Source organism: Cellulosimicrobium sp. CUA-896 (assembly GCF_001942335.1).
Taxonomy (GTDB): Bacteria; Actinomycetota; Actinomycetes; order Actinomycetales; family Cellulomonadaceae; genus Cellulosimicrobium.
In genome coordinates, this window is the sequence record NZ_MKKH01000033.1 from 60,452 (window position 1) to 81,448 (window position 20,997).

General features: G+C 75.7%; 16 protein-coding genes and 6 pseudogenes. 11 read left to right on the forward strand and 11 right to left on the reverse strand.

What is annotated here, in order from left to right; translation table 11 throughout:
- The first annotated feature begins 73 nt into the window (after nucleotides 1-73).
- Nucleotides 74-1,051, forward strand: a complete 978-nt coding sequence (locus BJF88_RS11345) for a diacylglycerol kinase family protein (protein ID WP_075828864.1) — start codon at nucleotides 74-76, stop codon at nucleotides 1,049-1,051.
- Nucleotides 1,052-1,095: 44 nt separating this feature from the next.
- Here the strand turns inward: BJF88_RS11345 and BJF88_RS11350 are convergent.
- The 6 genes and pseudogenes from BJF88_RS11350 to BJF88_RS22135 form a co-directional block, all read right to left on the reverse strand.
- Nucleotides 1,096-1,754: pseudogene (locus BJF88_RS11350) on the reverse strand (response regulator).
- The gene (locus BJF88_RS11355) at nucleotides 1,751-1,999 is read right to left on the reverse strand and encodes a hypothetical protein (RefSeq protein ID WP_075828865.1); all 249 of its coding nucleotides are present in this window, start codon (nucleotides 1,997-1,999) and stop codon (nucleotides 1,751-1,753) included. Before BJF88_RS11355 ends, BJF88_RS11350 begins: the two are co-directional and overlap by 4 nt.
- Nucleotides 1,963-2,634, reverse strand: a complete 672-nt coding sequence (locus BJF88_RS11360; protein ID WP_139316032.1) for a sensor histidine kinase — start codon at nucleotides 2,632-2,634, stop codon at nucleotides 1,963-1,965. The genes BJF88_RS11355 and BJF88_RS11360 overlap by 37 nt, the downstream gene beginning before the upstream one ends.
- Nucleotides 2,529-3,053 carry a hypothetical protein gene (locus BJF88_RS11365; RefSeq protein WP_075828867.1) on the reverse strand — a complete coding sequence of 175 codons (525 nt, stop codon included), beginning with the start codon at nucleotides 3,051-3,053 and terminating at the stop codon, nucleotides 2,529-2,531. The genes BJF88_RS11360 and BJF88_RS11365 overlap by 106 nt, the downstream gene beginning before the upstream one ends.
- 123 nt (nucleotides 3,054-3,176) lie before the next feature.
- On the reverse strand, nucleotides 3,177-4,001 hold the full coding sequence (locus BJF88_RS11370) for a hypothetical protein (RefSeq protein ID WP_075828868.1): 825 nt from the start codon (nucleotides 3,999-4,001) through the stop codon (nucleotides 3,177-3,179).
- A gap of 43 nt (nucleotides 4,002-4,044) precedes the next feature.
- Nucleotides 4,045-4,770: an ABC transporter ATP-binding protein gene (locus BJF88_RS22135; protein WP_075828869.1), complete on the reverse strand. Its 726-nt coding sequence runs from the start codon at nucleotides 4,768-4,770 to the stop codon at nucleotides 4,045-4,047.
- A gap of 487 nt (nucleotides 4,771-5,257) precedes the next feature.
- Between BJF88_RS22135 and BJF88_RS23630 the strand changes: the two are divergent.
- Nucleotides 5,258-5,749 (forward strand): annotated as a pseudogene (locus BJF88_RS23630) (peptidoglycan-binding protein); the annotation flags it as partial.
- A 223-nt stretch (nucleotides 5,750-5,972) separates the two neighbouring features.
- Here BJF88_RS23630 and BJF88_RS11385 read toward each other — a convergent pair.
- The 3 genes from BJF88_RS11385 to BJF88_RS11395 form a co-directional block, all read right to left on the reverse strand.
- Nucleotides 5,973-6,533, reverse strand: a complete 561-nt coding sequence (locus BJF88_RS11385; RefSeq protein ID WP_075828945.1) for a DUF4190 domain-containing protein — start codon at nucleotides 6,531-6,533, stop codon at nucleotides 5,973-5,975.
- A 257-nt stretch (nucleotides 6,534-6,790) separates the two neighbouring features.
- Nucleotides 6,791-7,351, reverse strand: coding sequence for a DUF4190 domain-containing protein (locus BJF88_RS11390; RefSeq protein ID WP_075828871.1), 561 nt, complete (start codon nucleotides 7,349-7,351; stop codon nucleotides 6,791-6,793).
- A 70-nt stretch (nucleotides 7,352-7,421) separates the two neighbouring features.
- A complete protein-coding gene (locus tag BJF88_RS11395) occupies nucleotides 7,422-8,216 on the reverse strand; it encodes an exodeoxyribonuclease III (RefSeq protein WP_075828872.1) in 795 nt (264 codons plus the stop codon).
- 112 nt (nucleotides 8,217-8,328) lie between these two features.
- Between BJF88_RS11395 and BJF88_RS11400 the strand changes: the two are divergent.
- The 4 genes and pseudogenes from BJF88_RS11400 to BJF88_RS11415 all read left to right on the forward strand — a co-directional run bounded on the left by BJF88_RS11400 (nucleotide 8,329) and on the right by BJF88_RS11415 (nucleotide 14,292).
- Nucleotides 8,329-9,092, forward strand: a pseudogene (locus BJF88_RS11400) (SDR family NAD(P)-dependent oxidoreductase).
- A 64-nt stretch (nucleotides 9,093-9,156) separates the two neighbouring features.
- The gene (gene pyrE / locus BJF88_RS11405) at nucleotides 9,157-9,732 is read left to right on the forward strand and encodes an orotate phosphoribosyltransferase (protein WP_075828873.1); all 576 of its coding nucleotides are present in this window, start codon (nucleotides 9,157-9,159) and stop codon (nucleotides 9,730-9,732) included.
- 302 nt (nucleotides 9,733-10,034) lie between these two features.
- A complete protein-coding gene (locus BJF88_RS11410) occupies nucleotides 10,035-10,472 on the forward strand; it encodes an HtaA domain-containing protein (RefSeq protein WP_075828874.1) in 438 nt (145 codons plus the stop codon).
- A gap of 104 nt (nucleotides 10,473-10,576) precedes the next feature.
- Nucleotides 10,577-14,292: pseudogene (locus BJF88_RS11415) on the forward strand (HtaA domain-containing protein).
- Between the two features lie 74 nt (nucleotides 14,293-14,366).
- On the opposite strand, the gene BJF88_RS11425 reads toward BJF88_RS11415, so the two are convergent.
- Entirely contained in the window at nucleotides 14,367-15,107 is a 741-nt protein-coding gene (locus BJF88_RS11425) for an HAD-IIA family hydrolase (protein WP_075828946.1), read from the reverse strand.
- A gap of 102 nt (nucleotides 15,108-15,209) precedes the next feature.
- Between BJF88_RS11425 and BJF88_RS11430 the strand changes: the two genes are divergently transcribed.
- The 4 genes and pseudogenes from BJF88_RS11430 to fbaA all read left to right on the forward strand — a co-directional run bounded on the left by BJF88_RS11430 (nucleotide 15,210) and on the right by fbaA (nucleotide 18,032).
- Nucleotides 15,210-15,596 (forward strand): undecaprenyl phosphate translocase family protein, encoded by a 387-nt coding sequence (locus BJF88_RS11430; RefSeq protein WP_075828877.1) that lies wholly within the window; start codon nucleotides 15,210-15,212, stop codon nucleotides 15,594-15,596.
- A pseudogene (locus BJF88_RS11435) lies at nucleotides 15,563-16,030 on the forward strand (DUF368 domain-containing protein); the annotation flags it as partial. The gene BJF88_RS11430 and the pseudogene BJF88_RS11435, both read left to right, overlap by 34 nt.
- Nucleotides 16,031-16,224: 194 nt before the next feature.
- Entirely contained in the window at nucleotides 16,225-16,944 is a 720-nt protein-coding gene (locus BJF88_RS11440) for an RNA methyltransferase (RefSeq protein ID WP_075828947.1), read from the forward strand.
- 66 nt (nucleotides 16,945-17,010) lie between these two features.
- A pseudogene (fbaA, locus tag BJF88_RS11445) lies at nucleotides 17,011-18,032 on the forward strand (class II fructose-bisphosphate aldolase).
- Between the two features lie 108 nt (nucleotides 18,033-18,140).
- Here fbaA and BJF88_RS11450 read toward each other — a convergent pair.
- Nucleotides 18,141-18,578: an STAS domain-containing protein gene (locus BJF88_RS11450; protein WP_083649072.1), complete on the reverse strand. Its 438-nt coding sequence runs from the start codon at nucleotides 18,576-18,578 to the stop codon at nucleotides 18,141-18,143.
- A 93-nt stretch (nucleotides 18,579-18,671) separates the two neighbouring features.
- Here BJF88_RS11450 and BJF88_RS11455 point away from each other — a divergent pair, with 93 nt between their 5' ends.
- Nucleotides 18,672-20,984: a SpoIIE family protein phosphatase gene (locus BJF88_RS11455; RefSeq protein WP_369824583.1), complete on the forward strand. Its 2,313-nt coding sequence runs from the start codon at nucleotides 18,672-18,674 to the stop codon at nucleotides 20,982-20,984.
- Nucleotides 20,985-20,997: the final 13 nt, after the last annotated feature.

Here is a 20,997-nt window from a genome sequence, read left to right on the forward strand (position 1 = left end):
GCGTGCCGATGTCGGCCCGGCCGGCTCCGCCCGTCGTCGGGCACGACCCGCGGAACCGGGACATACTCAGCCCGTGCCCGAGTCGTCGAACGTCCAGCCCGCCGAGCAGCAGCGCGAGTCCTCCGGCCCCCTGCGCACCGCCGTGATCGTCAACCCCGTGCGGGTCGAGGGGCTCGACGCGCTGCGTGCGGAGATCGTGGAGCGGCTGACCGCCGCGGGGTGGCCCGAGCCGGCGTGGTTCGAGACGACCGCGGAGGACCCGGGGACGGGGCAGGCGCGCCGCGCGGTCGAGGAGGGCGCCGAGGTCGTGTTCGTCGCGGGCGGCGACGGCACCGTGCGTGCGTGCGTCGCGGGCCTGGCCGGCACCCGGACCGCGCTCGCGATCCTGCCCGGCGGCACGGGCAACCTGCTCGCGACCAACCTGGGCGTCCCCACGCAGTCGGTCGAGGGCATCCGGCTCGCGATGGAGCGCGGCCGGCGCGAGATCGACCTCGGCGAGAGCGACGGCGGCGTCTTCGCCGTCATGGCCGGGATGGGGCTCGACGCCGCGATGATGCAGGACGCCCCGACCGCGCTCAAGGCGCGCGCCGGGTGGGTCGCGTACCTCGTGGGCGCGGTCAAGCACCTCGCCGACCCCGAGATGAAGGTCGAGGTGCACGTCGACGACCAGCCGGTGCGCCGGCGCCGGGCCCGCACCGTCGTGGTGGGCAACGTCGGGCGCCTGCCGGCCGGCACCAACCTGCTGCCCGACGCCGACCCGGACGACGGACTGCTGGAGGTCGCGATCATCGCGCCGCGCGGCGTCCGGCACTGGGTGCAGCTCGTCGTCGGCCTGTTCCGCGGGGACCGTCGCGTCCCCAGCCGCGAGGTGGTCCGCGGCCGCCGGATCTCCGTGGTCTCGGACCGCCCCCAGTCCCGCCAGCTCGACGGCGACGTCATCGACCGCGCACGACGGCTCGACGTGGAGGTGCGTCCGAAGGCGCTGTGGGTGTGCGTCGAGCAGCCGGACGAGTCCGAGGACCTCGCCGCGGGGTCCCCCGAGCGCGGCTGACGCCCACGGTGCGTCCGTGAGCCCGTCCGGCCGCGACCGGGGCGTCAGGCGTTCGGCGTGACGACGCCGTGCTCGTACGCCCAGACGACGAGCTGCACGCGGTCGCGCGCGCCGGTCTTCGTCATGATGCGGCTCAGGTGCGACTTCACGGTGCTGGGCTCGAGGAACAGCGCGGCGGCGATCTCCGCGTTCGACGAGCCGCGGCACAGCAGCGCGACGATGTCGTGCTCGCGCGCGGTGAGCAGCCCCGCGGCGGCGGCGTCGGGGCCGTGCGGGGCGCGTCGGCGCGCGAACTCGTCGATGACCCGGCGCGTCAGGGTCTGGTCGACGAGCCCGTCGCCGGACGCCACGCGCCGCACGGCGTCGACGAGCACCTCGGGCTCGGCGTCCTTGAGCAGGAACCCGCTGGCCCCGGCCTCGAGCGCGCCGAACACGTAGTCGTCGAGGTCGAACGTGCTCACCACGAGCACGGGCACCCGGTCGTCGACGTCCGGGCCGGCGAGGGCGCGCGTCGCGGTGATCCCGTCGCCGCCGGGCATGCGCACGTCCATGCACACGACGTCGGGGCGGACGCGGCGCGCGACACGGACGCGTCGGCGCCGTTGGACGCCTCGCCCACCACCTCGAGGCCCTCGCTCTCGAGGATCACGGTGAAGCCGGCGCGGACGACCGCCTGGTCGTCGACGAGCAGCACGCGGGTCACGGGGCCTCCTCGGTCGTCGCGGTCCGGCGGTCGTCGTCGCGCACCGGCCGTGGCACGGTGAGGCGCACGCGCCACGCGCCGTCGGGCGTCCGGCCCGCGGTGAGCGTTCCCCCCACCATGGCCGCGCGCTCCGACATGCCGATGATGCCGTGGCCGGGACGGGGGCCCACGGCGGGCGCCGCACCGGGCGGGACGGTGTTGCGGACGGTCACGTCGAGCCGTGCCGGGCCGTACTCGCGCAGCACCTCGACGGCTCGTCCCGTCCCGTGGCGGCGGGCGTTCGACAGGGCCTCCTGCAGCACGCGGAAGACGGTGAGCTGGGCCGGCGGCGGCAGGTCCCACGGCTCGCCGCGCGTCGCGTCGTACACGACCGCGCCCGCGGCCCGCGCGTCGTCGAGGAGTGCCGGCACGTCCGCGAGCGTGGGCTGCGGGACGTCCTCGGCGGAGCCGGGGCACGCAGGAGCCCCACGACGAGGCGCATGTTGTCGAGCGTCTCGCGGCCCTGCGCGCGGATGCGCCGCAGCGACTCCTTGGCCCGCTCGGGGTCGGCCTCGACGAGCCGCTCGGCGGCTGCCGCCTGCACGACGATGCCGGACAGGTGGTGCGCGGCGACGTCGTGCAGCTCGCGGGCCATGCGCCCGCGCTCCTCGAGGACGGCCTGCGCGGCGAGCACCTCGCGCTCGCGCTCGGCCTGCCGCACCCGGTCGCGCAGCTCGGCGAGGAGCGAACGGCGCGTCGCGACGTACTCCCCGACGAGGGCCGCGCCGAGGTAGGTCACGAGCGCGTTGAGCAGCAGGCCGAGCACCTGCCCGGCGTACGCCGCGTCGGTCCCGCCGAGCGCCGCGGCCCCGCCGAGCGCGAACACGAGCAGCGTCTGCACGGCCGCGGCACCCGCGGCCGCGAGCAGACCCCGGCGCCGCGAGGCGTAGGCCCCCGCGGAGTAGGCCGCGACGGGCGTCGCGGGCGCTGGAAGGACACGTATGCCGGCAGGACCGCCAGGAGCACGACCTGTCCGGCGACCGTGAGGGCCAGGCACGCGAGCGGGGACCGGCGGCGCAGCACCAGGCACGCGGACTGCGCCACGAGGACCGCGAGGACGACGACCCGCTCCGCCGTCGTCACGACGACGACCCCCGGGCCGGCGCCGAACGCCGTGCCCGGCTCCGACGCGACGACGCGCTCGACGACGAGGAGCAGCGCCACGCTGACCACGGCGACGACGCCCGCGAGGACCGCGTCGCGGCCGGTCGCGGTGCGGACGCCGACGGCGGCGAGCATCCGGCGCGACGCCTCGCTCACGTGGGCCTCCCGGGCTGCTGACGGGGTGGACGGGGTGGACGGGGTGGACGCGGTGTGCGCGACCGCGCCGCCGGTGCGGCGCGGTCGCGACCACCCTAGGTGTCGCGGGTCGCGATCCGGGGCTCACACGACGTCGCGCCGCACGAACGACCACGCGCCGCCGCCGAGCAGGACCGCGGCCCAGGCGGCGAGGCCCGCGAGCGCGACCGCCGCACCGAACGGTGCACCGGCGAGCAGCCCGCCGGCACCCGGTCCCGCCGACGCGAGCGACCCGAGGCCGAGCGGCAGCCACTCGGCCGCGGCCGACGTGCCGCCCGACAGCAGCGCGACGGCGCCACGGACCAGCGGCTCGAGGAGCACGAGCGCGCCGACGACGACGATCGTCGCCACCTGGCCGCGCACGAGCGTGCCGAGGCCGAGCCCGAACCAGGCGAGCAGGACGAGGACCGCGAGGCCCCGCGCCCAGATCCCGAGCACCTCGCCCGCGGGGAGCGCGAGGCGCGCGTCCGGCGTCGTCGTGAGCGCGACGAGGAGCCCGGCGGCGCTCACGACGACGAGGCCCGCGCCGACCAGGAGGGCGACCGTCGCGGTCGCGCCCGCCTTGCCGGCGAGCACCCGCAGGCGCGACGGCTGCACGAGGGCCGTCGGCACCACGCCGCCGGTGCGGAAGTCCGTCGTCACGGCGAGCGCGCCGAGCAGGAGCATGCAGACAGCCGTCAGGCCGGTCGAGCCGCCGCCCCCGCCGCCGCCCGCGAGCAGGTCGAGGACCGACCGCTGGAACGCGGGCAGGGCCGGGTCGGCGAGCGCGCCGAGGTCGGGGCCGAGCTCGGCGGGGAGGCCGGCCGCCGGACCGGTGGCGCCCAGCAGGCCGTCGAGGACCCGAGGGAGGGCGATGAGGAAGCCTGGACGACCAGCATGCCGCCGATCGCGACGGACGCGAGCACCCACGTGGCGCGCGTGCTGCGGAGCTTGAGCATCTCGGCGCGGTACATCAGCGCACTCCTTCGGTGGTGGCGGTGAGGTCGAGGTAGTAGTCCTCGAGCGAACGGTCGGCGACGAGCTCGTCGAGGGTGCCGGTGGCGACGACGCGGCCCTGCCCGACGACGACGAGGTCGTCCGCGACCTGCCGCACCTCGGACAGCACGTGGCTCGCGAGCAGCACGGCGCCGCCGTCGTCGGCGAAGGCGCGCAGCAGGTCGCGCAGCCAGCGCATGCCGGCCGGGTCGAGCCCGTTCGCGGGCTCGTCGAGCACGAGCACGTCCGGCTCGCCGAGGAGGGCGGCGGCCAGGCCGAGCCGCTGGCGCATGCCGAGCGAGTACGTGCGCACGCGCCGGTCCGCGGCGGGCGTCATGCCGACGAGCGCGAGCACCTCGTCGACCCGGCGTGCGGGGAGGTGGCCCGCGGCGGCGAGGACGCGCAGGTGGTCCCGGCCGGTGCGGCCCGCGTGCAGGCCCCCGGCGTCGAGCAGCGCCCCGACGGTGCGGGCCGGGTCGGCGAGGTCGTGGTACGCGCGGCCGTGGATCGTCGCGCTGCCGGCGGTGGCGGACGCCAGGCCGAGCAGCACGTGCAGCGTCGTGGTCTTCCCGGCGCCGTTCGGCCCGAGCAGGCCGACGACGCGTCCCGGCTCGGCCGAGAACGTCACGTCGTGGACGGCGTCGAACGCCCCGTAGGACTTGCGCAGCCCGGTGACCTGGACGACAGGCGTGGCGACAGGCACGGTGTCTCCTTCCCGTGGACGGTCCGCACGGGGACCCGTGCGGTGGTCCCACCCTCGCGGCGGGGGAGGTCCGCGGTCTTCGGCCGTACGGGGGAACCGTGGTTGCGCCGCACGGGGGAGGGGGCGCGTCCGCGCGGGGGCGGCGTCCGGCCCGCGTTGGCGTCCACGTCGCCCCAGGTCAGGACGGCGGGCGTGACAGGGTGCCCCGCCATGGGGCACTGTGTTGTGCCCGACCGACCGTCCGGTGGGCTGCGCGCTGCGCTCCCGCCGGGCCCGAGCGCGCAGGAAAGGAGGCGATGTGCCCCGTCGTCCCGGACTTCCCGTCCACCCGTCCGACCACCGCTCCGACGCCGGACCGGACGGCGGCACCGAGCGCCGCCGTCCCGCGCGCACCGCCCGTCGGGGACACGCGCAGCGCTCGTCCCTGCCCTGGGGCGCGGTCGTCGCCGGCGCCGGCGCGGTGACGCTCGTCATCGCGGCCGCGGGCATGGTCGGTGCCGCGACCGGCGGCCCTCCGGTCGTCGTCGTGCCCGGTGCGACCTCCGGCGGGACCCAGGGCGGTGGGCCGGGAGCACCGGTCGTCATCCCGCGCGCCGAGGCACCCCGTCCCACGGTGACGCGCATCCCGCCGCGCCCCGAGGGGGAGGGCGACTCCTCGGACGAGCGCGGCGGGGACACGACGCCGCGCGAGCAGCCGGAGGAGCCGACGGCGCCCGGGGAGGTCCTGGCCGAGCCGTCGCCCGAGCCGCCCGCCGAGGAGGACCCGGCGTCCACCCCGAGCCCGTCCTCGGCGACCTCGCCGACGCAGCAGCCGACGCCGGCCGACGAGATCGAGCGCGACGCGCGCTGGGTGCAGGAGCGGCTGCGCGCGCACGGCGCGACGATCGAGGTCACCGGCGAGCTCGACGACGCAACGGTCGCCGCCCTGCGGGAGTTTCAGTCCTCGGTCGGGCTCACCGCGGACGGGACCACGACACCGGAGACGGTCGAGCGCTCGCGGCGCAGCCGCAGGACGGGTCGGAGGACGGCGGCGCGCCCGGCGGGTCGAGCAGCCAGCCGACGCCCATGCCCATGCCCAAGCCGACGCCGACGCCGTCGTTCACGCCCCCGGCGAACGGTCCGCCCCCCACGTCCGGCCTCGCCGGCGCGCCGCCGTCGGTGGCGCCGTCGCCGTCGGCGCGGGCGACGCCGGCTGACGGGCGTCAGCCCACGAGGTCGGCCGGCAACGGGTCGTCGCTCGCGGCCAGGCACAGGCCGGTCCGGTCGCCGTCGCGCCACGACGTCTCGGTCGGGACCCACACGACCCGCTCCAGCCCGGTGGGATCGGGGCCGAGGACCTCGGGACCGCAGACCCGCGCCACGCGGCGCGTCGCCGCCTCGTCGCCCGGCCACACCTCGTCCGCGCCGAAGTCGGTGCGGGTGACCACCTGTGCCCGGTGCTCGTCCGCGCACGGCACGACACGGACGCGGGCGACCTCGCCGTCCGGTGGCAGCTCGTCGAGGCAGCTGCCGAGCACGAGCTGGCGGGCGTGCACGGTCGTGGGTGCCGCGACGTCGCCGGCGAGGGGCGAGCGGGCCTCCTCGAGCTGCCACCACGCGACCGCGCCGACGACCCACCCGACGGTCGCGACCGCGCCGACGACCATCCCCGTGACCGCCGGCCCGCGACCGCGCGTGCCGTGCGCGCGCACGCGCGACAGCGCCGCGGCTCCGAGACCGATGCCGACCGGTCCGAGGAGGGCGCCGGCGGGCACGCTCGCCACGGCGAGCGGCTCGGTGCGGGGCGCCGGAGGCTGCCACCCCGGCGCGTGGTAGGCGCCGGCGGCGAAGCCGGGAGCGGCGCCCGGGGCGGCCGGGGCGGCCGCCGGGCCCGTCCCGGGCGGGGACGAGGAAACCCCGGGCGGGGTCGGCCCGGGCGGGGGAGGCGGTGGTGGCGTCCCCGGGGGACCGGCGTCGGGTCCGGTCCGCCCGTGGGGCGCGGCGGGACCGCCGGGCGGCGCGAAGAGGTCGTCCGGCACTGTCACACCCCGTCCACGGCGAGCCCGAGCAGGAGCAGCCCGAGGATCATCGTGCCGACCGCGCCGACGGCGATCCCCGCGATCGCGAACCCCTTGCCGCGCGTGCCGTCCCGCAGGACCTGGTTCAGCGCGGCGATCCCGAGGACGAGCCCGACGATCCCGGGGACGCCCATGCACAGCACGAGCGACGCGATCGAGACGACCATCGACGCGACGGCCAGCCCGTTGGTGGGCACCGGGGGCGCGTAGACCGGCGCGTACGGGGAGCCGTACGCGCCGGTGTGGCCGCCGCCGGGCGGGCTGCCGTACGGCGCGGTCGGTGCGCCGTGGACCGGCGGCACGGGGCCGGCGTGCCCCGCGCCGTACGAGGGCCCGTAGGGCGACCCCTCCGGGGTGCCCCACGCGGGCCCGGCCTGCGGTGCCGCGTGCGGTGCCGCCGGGGGTGCCGCCTCGTCGGACGGCAGCGCGTACGGGGACAGCGGCTGCTGCTGCGGACGACGCGGCGCGTACGGGTCCTGGGGCTCGTCGGGCGACCCGTACGGCGGGGTCGGGGGCGTGGTCATGCACACACCGTAACGACCCGGCCCGCACGCTCGGGCCGCGCCGGTGGACGCCGGACGACGCGTCGCGACCTCAGCCGTCGGCCAGGTCGACGACGACCGGCACGTGGTCCGAGGCGCCGGAACCCTTGCGCTCGTCCCGGTCGATCACGACGCGCTGCACGCGGGCCCGCGCCGCGGGGGAGAGGTACTGGAAGTCGATCCGCATGCCCTGGTTCCGCGGGAAGCGCAGGCGCTGGTAGTCCCAGTAGGTGTAGGTGTGCTCGGCCGGGACCGCCTCGCGCGTCACCTCGGAGTACCCGGACGCGCCGAACGCCGCGAACGCGTCGCGCTCGGCCGGCGTCACGTGCGTCTTTCCCGCGAAGGCCGCGACGTCCCAGACGTCGGTGTCGAGAGGTGCGACGTTCCAGTCGCCGACGAGAGCGACCTGCGCCGCCGGGTCGTCGGCGAGCCACTTCTCGGCCTGCTCGCGCAGCGCCTCGAGCCAGTGCAGCTTGTACGCGTAGTGCGGGTCGCCGACCTCGCGCCCGTGCGGCACGTACAGGCTCCACACGCGCACCCCGCCGCACGTCGCGCCGAGCGCGCGCGGCTCGACCCTCGGCGGGTCGCCGAAGGCGGGCTGCCCAGGGAAGGACGTCGCGACGTCGTCCAGGCCCACGCGCGAGAGGACGGCGACGCCGTTCCACTGGTTCACGCCCGCGCACGCCACCTCGTACCCGGCGGCCTCGAACGCCGCGACCGGGAACTGCGCCGGGGTGCACTTCGTCTCCTGGAGCGCCAGGACGTCGGTGCCCGACCGGTCGAGGAACGCGAGCACCCGGTCGACCCGGGCGCGGACGGAGTTGATGTTCCAGGTCGCGAGGCGCACGGGACCCAGGCTAGCGACCGACCGTGACACCGCCGGACGGCGCTCGCGGGACGCCTGGCGGCGCCGCCTCGTGCCCGGCTGCGGCCCGCACGCGTCCCCGTAGGCTGTGGCCATGGCGACAGCACTCATCACCGGCGCGAGCGCGGGACTGGGCCTGGAGTTCGCGTGGCAGCTCGCCACCGCGCGGCACGACCTCGTCCTCGTCGCCCGCGACGAGGGGCGGCTCGAGCAGCTCGCGGGGCAGATCCGCGCCGCGGCGGGGGTGCACGTGCAGGTGCTCCCGGCGGACCTCTCGGTGCCCGACGACGTCGCGCGCGTCGCGCAGCGCCTCGCCGCCGCGGGGGACCAGCAGGAGCGGCCCGTCGGCCTCCTCGTCAACAACGCCGGCTTCGCGACGCACCAGCGGTTCGTCGGCGGCGACCTCGCCGTCGAGACCGCGGCGCTCGACGTCATGGTCCGGGCCGTCCTCGTGCTGTCGCACGCCGCGGCCGGGCAGATGACCGCCCGCGGCCGCGGTGCGATCCTCAACGTCGCGTCCGTCGCCGCGCTCACCGCGGGCGGCACGTACGCCGCCGCGAAGGCCTGGGTGCGCTCGTTCACCGAGGGCCTCGCCGTCGAGCTCGACGCACCGGGGTCACCGCGACCGTCGTGTGCCCGGGGTTCACGCACACGGAGTTCCACGAGCGCGCGGACCTCGACATGTCCGGCCTGCCCGACGTCGCGTGGCTCCAGGCCGACCGGGTCGTCGCCACCGCGCTCGCGGACGTCCGCCGCGGCGTCGTCATCTCGACGCCCTCCACGCGCTACCGCGCGGCGTCCGCGCTCCTGCGCGTGCTCCCGCGGTCGGCGGTGCGGGCGATCGGCAAGTACCGGTAGACGGCCGCCCGCGGACCTGGACGGCGGGCGGTGCACCCCGTCCGGGACGACTACCCTGGCGGTCGTGACCAGCGACCTGTCCTCGACCCCGCGCGAGCAGCTGCTCGACCTCATCCGCGAGCTCGCCGTCGTGCACGGCCGGGTCACGCTCTCCTCCGGCAAGGAGGCGGACTACTACGTCGACCTGCGCCGGGTCACCCTGCACCACCGTGCGGCGCCGCTCATCGGGCACCAGATGCTCGACCTCCTCGAGGAGCAGGGGCTCGGCACGGCCGAGATCGACGCCGTGGGCGGGCTGACGCTGGGCGCCGACCCGATCGCCGCGGCGCTCCTGCACGCCGCCGCGTCGCGCGGGCAGGACCTCGACGCGTTCGTCGTGCGCAAGGCGGTCAAGGAGCACGGCATGCAGCGTCGCATCGAGGGGCCCGACGTCGCCGGCCGGAAGGTGGTCGTCGTCGAGGACACGACGACGACCGGCGGCTCGCCGATCGCGGCCGTCGAGGCCGTGCGCGAGGCCGGCGGCGAGGTGGTCGGCGTCGCGACGATCGTCGACCGCGCGACGGGCGCGGACGAGAAGATCCGCGCGCTCGGCGTGCCGTACCACTACCTCTTCGACCTGGCGGACCTCGGCCTGGCCTAGGCCCGCGGCGGCTTGGGCCGCCGACCTCCCGCTCTCCCGACGCCCCGCGACCGTCCCGGTCGCGGCGTCGTCGTGCGCGTGACCTGCGACGTCGCGGAGCACTCTCCGGGCGCACGTCACAAAGAAGAGGTCAGGCTTACCTTGCTTTGGTGAGGCATGCCTTATATGGTCCGAGCCGACACGGTGTCAGAACGCCTGACCCCCCGGCTCGGTGTCGGGGCGGCCGCGACCTGCACCTCACGACCAGCTCCTCACGACCAGCTCCTCACGACCAGCTCCTCACGACCAGCACGGGAGACCTTGTGCGCACATCACTGCCAGGACGCGTCCGGCGCGGCCTCGCGACACTCCTCACCGGCGCGCTCGCCGCCGGCCTCGCCGTCGGGGGCGTGGTCGCCCCCGCGCAGGCCGCGGCCGCCGACGTCCAGGGCGGCTCGGCCACCTGGAACTTCAAGGACTCGTGGACCGGTTACGTCGGCGGTTCCGGGACGATCACGCCCCCGCTCGAGGGCGGGCAGTCGGTGTACCCGTCGGCGTCCGGGGCCATGGACCTGCAGACGGCCGTGGGAGACGTCCGGTTCGGCGGCTCCGTGCACTACTCCGCGCACGGAGGCGTCCTCGACGTCACGGTCTCCGACCTCCGGCTCGCCGTCACGAGCCCGGGCGTGGGGGTTCTCACGGCGGACTTCGTGTCGTCGGGCACCACCTCGGACGACGTCAAGGTCGCGACGTGCAGGTGACCACGGCACGGGACGGCGACACGCTCGTCGTCACGGCGGACGGAGCGCTCGCGGCGGGCGTCGGCACTGTCGACCCCCAGTTCGCCGGCTACGTCGGCGAGGCGATGTCGACCCTCACCGCCCGTCTCACCGTGCCGGAGCCGGCGGACCCCGCGGCCGCGACGACGACGACGCTCGTTGCCGACCCGGCGGGCAGCTCCGTCGAGGGAGCCGCGGTGGCGCTCGCCGCGACCGTCGCGCCGGCCGCCGCGGGCACCGTCGAGTTCCGGGACGGGCAGACCGCGCTCGGCAGCGCCCCCGTGACGGACGGCGTCGCGCGCCTCGAGGCGACGAGCCTTGCCGTCGGCGACCACAGCCTCACCGCGGCCTTCACGCCCGCCGACCCCGCGGCCTTCCTCGGCTCGACGTCGTCCGCCGTGACGCACGCCGTCACGGCCGCGGAGCCCGAGCCGGAGCCCGAGCCAGAGCCGGAGCCCGAGCCGGAGCCCGAGCCGGTGGCGGACCCGCAGGTGACGGTCGCGCCGTCCGGGCCGGTCGACCCCGCGGTGGAGAACAGCTTCACGATCTCGGGGACCGGCTTCGTCGGCCCGGCCGCGCAGCACGGCGCCTACGTCGTGCTGGGCGACGCGTCGATCTGGGACGGCTCCGGCCCGCTCGTCGCGAACGGGTGGCTGCAGCTCGCGTGGGTGCGCCCGGACCAGGTGGTGGACGGCGCGTTCACGACCACCCTCACCGTCCCCGCCGGGTCGTTCGACCCCGAGGTGGAGTACGTCGTCGCGACGTCGGCGGCGCACGGGCTGTCCGCGACCGACCGTCGCCTGGACACGTTCACGCCGGTCCCGGTCGCGCAGCCCGAGCCCCAGGAGCCGGTCTGGGAGCCCGCCGTCGAGGTGTTCGCGGCGGACGGCACGACGCCGCTCGGCGACACCGCGGTGTCCGTGGGCGACACGATCGTCGTCAAGGGCACCGGCTTCGACCCGGCGGGCAACGTCGGTGGGCGTGGCATGCCGATCCCGGCGACCCTCCCGCAGGGCACGTACGTCGTGTTCGGCAGCTTCGCCGAGCAGTGGCGGCCGTCGGAGGGCGTCGCGTCGTCGGCCCGCAAGGTCGGCTCGCAGTCGTGGGCGCTCGCCGAGTCCGTGCTCGAGCAGGTGCCGCCGCAGTACCAGGGGGCGATCCGCGCGGCCTGGACGGAGATCGCCGAGGACGGCACGTTCGAGGCCGAGCTCGTCGTGCGGAACCCGGCCGCGCTCGACGGGGGACGCCACGGCGTCTACACCTACCCGGCGGGCGGCGTGACGAACGCCGCCCAGGAGCTCTTCGTCCCCGTCGCCTACGACGTCCCCGCCGCGCTGACGGTGACGCCCGCGGCGTCGACCGTCGAGCCGGGCGGGACGGTCACGCTGACCGTCGACGGCCTCACCGCGGACGACGCCGTCAGGGGCGTCACGCTCGGCGGGTCGTCGGCGACGTACACCCGGGACGGCGACACCGTCGTCGTGACGATCCCGGCCGAGGCCGCGGACGGCGAGCTCGTCGTCGGCGTGACCTCGGTGCTGGGTGTCGCCGGCAGCACGACCCTGACGGTGAAGGCGCCTCTCGTGGCGGACCCGGTGGTGGCGGTGTCGCCGTCGTCCGGGATCGACCCCGCGGTGGAGAACACGTTCACGGTCTCGGGCACCGGCTTCGTCGGTGACGCGGCGCGGTTCGGCGCGTACGTGGTGCTGGGCGACGCCTCGATCTGGGACGGGTCCGGTCCGCTCGTGGCGTCGGGCTGGCTGCAGCTCGCGTGGGTGCGGCCGGCGCAGGTCGTGGACGGCGCGTTCACGACGACGCTCACGGTCCCCGCGGGATCGTTCGACCCGGGCACGGAGTACGTGGTCGCGACCTCGGCCGCGCACGGCCTGTCGGCGACGGACCGCTCCCTGGACACGTTCACGCCGCTCGGCATCACGCAGCCCGCTCCCGAGGCGCAGCGGACGACGACGGCGCTCACGGCGTCGGCGTCGCGCGTCGTCGAGGGCGCGGGCGTGACGTTCACGGCGACGGTCTCGCCCGGGGGCGCGGCCGGCTCCGTGCGGTTCGACGCCGGGAGCTCCGCGCTCGGCACGACGGCCGTCGTCGACGGCACGGCGTCCCTCACGACCACGGGCCTCGCGGTCGGCACGCACACGGTGACCGCGACGTTCGTGCCCGGGGACGAGGACGCCTTCCTGGGCTCCACCTCCACCCCGGCCTCCGTCGCGGTGACGGCGAAGCCCGTCGAGCCGGGAACCGCGGGCAGCCTCACGTGGGGCGTCAAGAAGTCCTTCCGCGACTACATCGTCGGGCCCATCGCCCACGGCGGCGCCACGGCCTCGGACGGCGCCACCGTCGTCGACGGCGTGTTCCGCTTCGGCCAGGCCGAGGGCGGGACGTGGTCGTCGGGCACGGGCCGCGGGACCGTCGGGTACGCGGGGACGGTGCGCTTCACCGGTCACGGCGGGCTCCTCGACCTGAGCCTGTCGGACCCGGTCGTCGAGATCACCGGAGCGACCTCCGCCCGGCTCCTCGTGGACGCGACGTCGAAGGGCCTCGACGGGTCGACGTTCGACCGCGACGACGTCGCGTTCGCGACCCTCGCGCTCGGCGCACCGGCCACCGGCGCGGACGGTTCGGTGACGTACAGCGGCGCGGTGGCGACGCTGACCGCCGACGGTGCGGCCGCGTTCTCCGGGTTCTACCCGGCGGGCACGGCGCTCGACCCGGTCACCTTCACCGTCGGCGTCCCGGCCCAGCAGCCGGGCGGTGACGGCGGCGAGATCGGCGACCCCGACGGCGGGTCGGGCGGCGACGTCGACCCGGCGAGGGCGACGCTGTCCGTCGCCCAGGTGGTCCCCGGCGGCCAGGTGACGATCAGCGGCGTCGGGTTCGACGCGAACGAGACGGGGATGCGGACCGAGATCCACTCGGAGCCCCGGGTGCTCGCGACCGGCGTCACCGCGAACGCCGGCGGCGCGGCGAGCTCGACCGTCACCGTCCCGACCGACCTCGAGCCGGGCGAGCACACGCTCCTGCTCATCGGCGCGCACCACACGGCGTCGGCGCCCCTCACGGTCGTCGGGGCCGAGGAGACCGCCGCCGGCGGCCAGGGCGCCGGATCCGGCGCCGCCGCGGAGCAGTGCTTCGCGCAGGGCGTGAACGGCGCGACGCTCACCTGGGGCGTCAGCGAACGCTTCCGGGCCTACGTGACCGGACCGATCGCGAAGGGCGCCGTCTCCACGACGGGCGTCCGGGACGACGGGACGACGTTCACCTGGAGCGGCGGCAAGGGCTCGTTCAACACCGACCTCGGGAAGGGCGCGCGAGCTACGGCGGCACGGTCGCCTTCTCCGGCCACGACGGCATCCTCGACCTGAAGATCGCCAACCCGCGCGTCGTCGTCGCCGGCTCGACGGGCACGCTCGTGGTCGACGTGCAGAGCAGCGACATGGAGGGCAACCGCTCCAGCTCGAACGGAGTGGCGTTCGCGAGCCTCGACCTGTCGGGGGCGAGGTCCACGTCCGGCTCGACCATCACGTGGAGCGGCGCACCCGCGACGCTCACCGCGGCCGGGGCGGCGGCGTTCGCCGGCTTCTACGAGGCCGGCACGGCGCTCGCGCCCGTCACCGTCTCGTTCCCCGTCGGCGGGGACGTGGAGTGCGACGTGTACTCCGGTCTCGCGAGCACCGGGTCCGACGACGCGGACCTCGCGCTCCTCGCGACGACGCTCGTGCTCGCCGGGTTCGTCCTCATCGGGGCGGCCGCGCGCCGTCGGGCACGCGTGGTCGTCACCGCCTGACGCACGGACGACGGCGCCCGGTCACCCTCGTGGTGGCCGGGCGTCGTCGTCGTGCAGCGGGGGAGCGGGACCTCTCAGACGAGGTCGACGAGGTCCGCGACCGAGTCGACGACCTTGCTCGGCCGGAACGGGTAGCGCTCGACCTCGGAGATCCGCGTCGAGCCCGTCATGACGAGGTACGTGTACAGGCCGGCCTCGATGCCCGCGACGACGTCGGTGTCCATCCGGTCGCCGATCATCGCGGTCGTCTCCGAGTGCGCGTCGATGCGGTTGAGCGCCGAGCGGAACATCATCGGGTTGGGCTTGCCGACGAAGTACGGCTTGCGTCCAGTCGCCGACGTGATCATCGCCGCGACCGCGCCCGTCGCGGGCAGCGGGCCCTCCTGCGACGGCCCCGTCGTGTCGGGATTCGTGCAGATGAACCGCGAGCCGCCCAGGATGAGCCGGATCGCCTTGGTGATCGCCTCGAACGAGTACGTGCGCGTCTCGCCGAGCACCACGTAGTCGGGGCTCGACTCGGTGAGCGTGTATCCCGCCTCGTAGAGCGCCGTCGTCAGGCCGGCCTCGCCGATCGCGTACGCGCTGCCGTCCGGCACCTGGTCCGTGAGGAACTGGGCCGTGGCGAGCGCGGACGTCCAGATCGACTCCTCCGGCACGTCGATGCCGGACGTCGCGAGCCGCGCCCGCAGGTCGCGCGCCGTGAAGATCGAGTTGTTCGTGAGGATGAGGAACGGGCGCCCACGATCCCGCAGCGCCTTGACGAAGTCCGCGGCACCGGGGATCGCGTGCCCCTCGTGCACCAGGACGCCGTCCATGTCGGTGAGCCACGACTCGATGGTCCGCTCGGTCACGCTGCGCTCCTTCTGACGGGATGGTGGCCGCGGCCAGCCTACTGGCCCGCCCGCTACCCTTCGCGGGTGACGAACACCGCCCGCGACGACCACGCGAAGCACGGCGCCACGCCCGCGCAGCCCACCGACCACGACGAGCACCCCGCCCACCTCGCCCGCCCCCGCACCTCGTGGCGGTCGGCGCCCGCCTCCGCCGTCCGCGGCGGGCTCGTCGGCGCCGCCGAGTCCGTCCCGGGGATCTCCGGCGGGACGATCGCGCTCGTCGTCGGGCTCTACGACGACCTGATCGACGCGGCGGGCCAGCTCCTGCACGCCGGGCGCGAGCTCGTCACCGGTCTCGTCCGGCGCCGCGGGCTCGCCCCGCCGCGCAGGCGCTGCGCGTCGTCGACTGGGCGCTGCTGGTCCCCGTGCTGCTCGGCATGGTGGTCGTCCTGCTCCTGTCGTTGCAGCTGATCGCGCCGCTGCTGGAGTCGCACCCCGTCCCCGTCCGGTCGGTGTTCTTCGGCATGATCGCCGTGTCCGTGGCCGTCCCGCTCCGGCTCATGCCCGCACGGTTCCGGCCGCTGGACGCCCTCGTGCTCGTCGTCGCGGCCGTCGCCGCCTTCCTGCTCACGAGCCTGCCGCCCGGCCAGGTCGACGACCCGTCGCTGTGGTTCGTGGTCCTCGGCGCCGCGATCGCGATCAACGCGCTCGTGCTGCCCGGCGTCTCGGGCTCGTTCGTCCTGCTCGCGATGGGGCTGTACGTGCCCGTGCAGGAGGCCGTGTCCGACCGCGACCTCGCGTTCGTCGGGGCGTTCGCGCTCGGCGCGGCCGTGGGCCTCGGGTCCTTCGTGAAGCTGCTCCAGTGGCTCCTGCACCACCGCCGCCAGGTGACGATGGCCGTCCTCGCCGGGCTCATGGTCGGCTCGCTGCGCGCGTGTGGCCCTGGCAGGAGGACGACGGCGCGCTGCTGGCCCCGACGGGCCCGGTCGCCGGCCCGGTGCTGCTCGCGCTCGCGGGGCCGCGGTCGTCGTGCTCGCGATGCTCTGGGAGGCGCGCGTCGCACGACGCGCCCGGCAGCGCGGATGCGCCCGAGGTCGGCGTGGTCGGCGTGGGGCCGTGGCCCGGCGGGCCGGACGTGTGGCCGCGCGTCGACGCGTCGGGCGCGCCCTCCTCGGACCGCGGCGACCGGGTCGACCCGCGCTACGACCCGGAGCTGCTCGCGCACGGCGACCGGCGCAACGTCGTCGACGCCTACCGGTACTGGACGGTCGAGGCGATCGTCGCGGACATGGACCGGCGCCGCCCTGCCGACCGGTTCCTGCACGTCGCGATCGAGAACTGGGCGCACGACCTCAACATCGGCTCGGTCGTGCGCACGGCGAACGCGTTCAACGCGGCGGGCGTGCACGTCGTCGGACGGCGGCGGTGGAACCGGCGCGGCGCGATGGTCACCGACCGCTACCTGCACGTGCACCACCACGCGTCCGTGGCGGAGCTGGCCGCGTGGGCGGCGGGGGAGGACCTGCCGCTGCTCGGCGTCGACAACCTCCCGGGCTCGGTGCCGCTCGAGGGGTACGCGCTCCCGCCGGCGTGCGTGCTGCTGCTCGGCCAGGAGTCGACCGGGCTGACGGCGGAGGCCGTCGAGGCGTGCCGCGAGGTGCTGCACATCACGCAGCTCGGCTCGACGCGCTCGCTCAACGCGGGGGCGGCGGGGGCGATCGCGCTCCACGCCTGGGCGGCCCAGCACGCGGTGCCCGCGACGGGTGCCGACGGCGGCGCCGCGCCGGGACGCGAGGGACCACAGGCCGAACGGCCCTGACCCGCGGCGGGCATCCGTGCCAGACTTTGCCTGACACCACCCCGCACGACTCCACAGGAGCTCCGCATGCCCATCGCAACTCCCGAGGTCTACGCCGACATGATCGACCGGGCGAAGGCTGGCAAGTTCGCCTACCCGGCCGTCAACATCACGTCGTCGCAGACCGTCACCGCCGCGCTCCAGGCTTCGCCGAGGCAGAGTCCGACGGCATCATCCAGGTCTCGGTGGGTGGCGCCGAGTACGCCTCGGGCTCGACGGTCAAGGACCGCATCGCCGGATCGCTCGCGCTCGCCGCGTACGCGACGGAGGTCGCGAAGAACTACCCCGTGCAGATCGCGATCCACACGGACCACTGCGTCAAGAAGAACCTCGACTCGTGGGTCCGCCCGCTGCTCGCGATCGAGGCCGAGCAGGTGAAGAACGGCGGCCTGCCGACGTTCCAGTCGCACATGTTCGACGGCTCGGACATCCCCCTGGACGAGAACCTCGTCATCGCGGCGGAGCTGCTCGAGCTCTCGCAGGCGGCGCGCACCATCCTCGAGATCGAGGTCGGCGTCGTCGGCGGCGAGGAGGACGGCCACGAGGCCGAGATCAACGAGAAGCTGTACACGACGGCCGAGGACGGCCTCGCGACGGTCCGCGCCCTCGGCGCCGGCGAGAAGGGCCGCTACCTCACGGCGCTGACGTTCGGCAACGTGCACGGCGTGTACAAGCCGGGTGCGGTCAAGCTGCGCCCGTCGATCCTCGCCGAGATCCAGAGGACGGTCGGTGACGAGATCGGCAAGGAGAACCCGTTCGACCTCGTCTTCCACGGCGGCTCGGGCTCGTCGGCCGAGGAGATCGCCGAGGCGGTCGACCACGGCGTCATCAAGATGAACATCGACACCGACACGCAGTACGCGTTCACGCGCCCCGTCGTCGGCCACATGTTCGGCAACTACGACGGCGTCCTCAAGATCGACGGCGAGGTGGGCAACAAGAAGGCCTACGACCCGCGCGCCTGGGGCAAGCTGGCCGAGGCCGGCATGGCGGCCCGCATCGTCGAGGCCTCGCAGCAGCTGCGCTCGGCGGGCCAGAAGATCCGCTGATCCCGGCGTCACCCGACGCCCCGCGCACGAGAGCCCCCGGTCCACGGACCGGGGGCTCTCGTCGTCGTGCGCGGCCGGTGCGGGCCGTCGCGGTCCTGCGCGGCCGCGTCAGGCCGGCGCCGGGGCCCCGCTCGTGTCGTCGCCCTCGGTCTCCTTGCCCAGGTCGAAGCCGGGGTCGGCGTCCACGATGTCGAGCAGCTCGCCGATGCGGGTGACCTCGAGGAGGAACCGCACGGTGGGCGGCGCGCGCAGCACGCGCACGCGGTGCGGCCCGCGCGACGCGAGGCGGGCGAGGAACGCGACGCCGGACGAGTCCATGAACGTCACGTGGTGGGCGTCGATCTCGACGGGCAGGCCGGAGTCCTCGGCGGCAGCGGTCGCCTCCTGCAGGTCGGCGCCCAGCTCGGCGTCGATCTCGCCGGACAGCACGATGCGTGCCCGGGTCGCGCCCACGATGACGTGGACGCTGGCGGGCTCGCTCCCCTGTGCGGGGTCGCCCGTGACGCCGACCGGTCGGTCGGCGGCCGAGGAGGTACCTTCGCGCACCGGCGCTCCTTTCAGCGATCCCTGACCCCACGGGTCTCGGGAAGCACCAATCTACGGTTGAATGTCCAGTCGGGACAGTAACGCGACCGGAGCGTGTGCATCCAGAGGCACGCGCTGTACGGTGCAGGTCGACCGTGCGCGAACCGGGCGCACGAGGCGCCGGAGGTGATGATGGGCGGATCGCCGAGCCTCGGCACCGGCCTGCCCGCGCACGTCCGGGACCTGTGCGCGCGGGCCATGGAGTCCGCGGGCGTCGCGATGTTCGTCACCGGCGCAGAGGCCGAGGGCATGCCGATCCTCTGGGTCAACGCGGCCTTCGAGCGGCAGACCGGGTTCGCCGCGCACGAGGTCGTCGGGCACAGCCCGCGCGTGCTCACGACGCTGCTCGCCGAGCCGCTGGACAAGGACTCGCTGCGCGCGGCCATCCTGGACGGCCGTGAGATCACCCACACACTGCGCACGCGTCGCCAGGACGGCTCGGCGGTGTGGTCCCAGCTCTCGCTGTCCCCGCTGCGGGACGCCGCCGGGGCGACCACCCACTGGGTCGGCGTCCAGGTCGACGTCTCGGAGCACGTCGAGCGCTACGCCGCGCAGGTCGCGTCGCTCGCGCTGGAGCGGCGCGAGCGCGCGGTCCTGGACGTCGTGGCGCGCAGCTCCGACCTCCTCGCGGACCTCGACCAGCCGTTCGCGCTGCGCGACATCACCGCGCTGCTCGCCGGGTACGCCGTCGACTGGGCGGGCTTCTACCTCAACGACGACGGGCTGCGCTTCGCCGAGGGGGTCGACTCGGCCGCGCCGCCGAGCGGGCGCGGCCAGCGCCACGGCAGGTACTCCCCGGGCGCATTCCAGCCGGTGCCGCACGTCCACGAGACGGACGCGCTCGGCGACGCGGCGGTCGCGGACGCCTCCACGCCGAGGGCCCGCCTCGTCGACGTCCCGGACCGCGTCCAGGACGTGCTCGACGGGCGCGTCGAAGGACCCGTCGCGCTCGACCTCACCGCGACGTACCCGCAGTGGTCCGCGTCGGGCTGGCTCCAGCGCGACCTCCAGCACCGTCTGGCGCGCCTCGAGCACCGCCCGACGTCGGTCACGGTCTCCGGCGTCCCCGGTCGCCGTCGCATCCTGGGCCTGCTCGTCACGAGCGGGGACGCGCGCACGGGCGGCGACGGGTCCGCCGGCGTCGACCGCGAGGCGCAGGACGGCGTGCGCACCCTCATCCAGGTCATCGCCCGCCGTGCCGGCACGGCGATCGACAACGTGCGCCTGTACGCCCGCGAGCACCGCCTCGCGGAGACCCTCCAGCGCGCGATGCTGCCCGAGCAGGCGGACGTCACCGGGCTCGACGTCTGGACGTACTACGCGCCGAACTCCGAGCACGCCCAGGTGGGCGGCGACTGGTACGACGTCCTGCAGATCGCGCCCGACGTCATCGGTCTCGTCATCGGGGACGTCGTCGGGCACGACGTCGAGGCCGCGGCGGCGATGGGGCAGCTGCGGTCGGTCGTGCGCTCGTACGCGTACGAGCTGACGACCCCGGGCCCGGTGCTCGAGCGGGTCGACCAGCTCGTCCAGGGCATGCGCATCCCGCGCTCGGCGAGCCTGGTCTACGCGGCCCTGACACGACCCGACGTGACCGACCCGGGCGACGCGTGGCGCGTCGAGTACTCGCGCGCCGGGCACCTGCCGCCGCTGCTCCTGCGCGACGGGACGGTCACGCAGCTCGACGACGCGGGCGGCGCGCTCATCGGCTTCGGTGGGCGCCGCACCCGCGCGACGGGCGTGGTGTCCCTCCACCCGGGCGACACGCTGCTGTTCTACACCGACGGCCTCATCGAGCGGCGCGACCGCGCGCTCCGGGTGGGGCTGGAGGCGCTCGTCGCGGCGTCGCGGGCGGTCACGGCGGTCGACGCGGCGGGCGTCGGCGAGGAGCTGCTGTCCCGGCTCGCCGACGCGCCCGAGGACGACGTCGCGCTCGTCGTCGTGCGGATCCCGGACCCCGAGCGCGACCCGCACGCCGCGGTCCTCAGCCCGCGCAGCCGCCGGTGGCTGCTGCCGAGCGAGGCCGCGTCCATCGGGCGCGCGCGGCACGCCGTCGTGCGCACCTGCCAGGCATGGGGCGTCACCGACAGCGCGAACGCCGAGCTCGTCGTCTCGGAGCTCGTCGCGAACGGCGTGCTCCACGGCTGGGGGCACCTCGCCCTGCGCCTGTTCGACACGGGCGACGGGATCCGCGTCGAGGTCGAGGACGCCAACCCCGCGCCGCCCGTGCCGACCGACGGCCACGCGAACCGCATGGGCGGCTTCGGCATGCAGATCGTCGAGCGGCTCGCGGACTGGGGATGGCGCCCGACGGCGTCCGGCAAGCTCGTGTGGGCGACGCTGCGACCGCAGCCCACGCCGCGCTGAGGGCGCGGCCGGC

Coding starts and splice junctions, on each gene's coding strand:
- BJF88_RS11390 (WP_075828871.1), bottom strand. CDS start 7,351: ATGACCACGCCCCCGACCCCGCCGTACGGGTCGCCCGACGAGCCCCAG.
- BJF88_RS11425 (WP_075828946.1), bottom strand. CDS start 15,107: ATGGACGGCGTCCTGGTGCACGAGGGGCACGCGATCCCCGGTGCCGCG.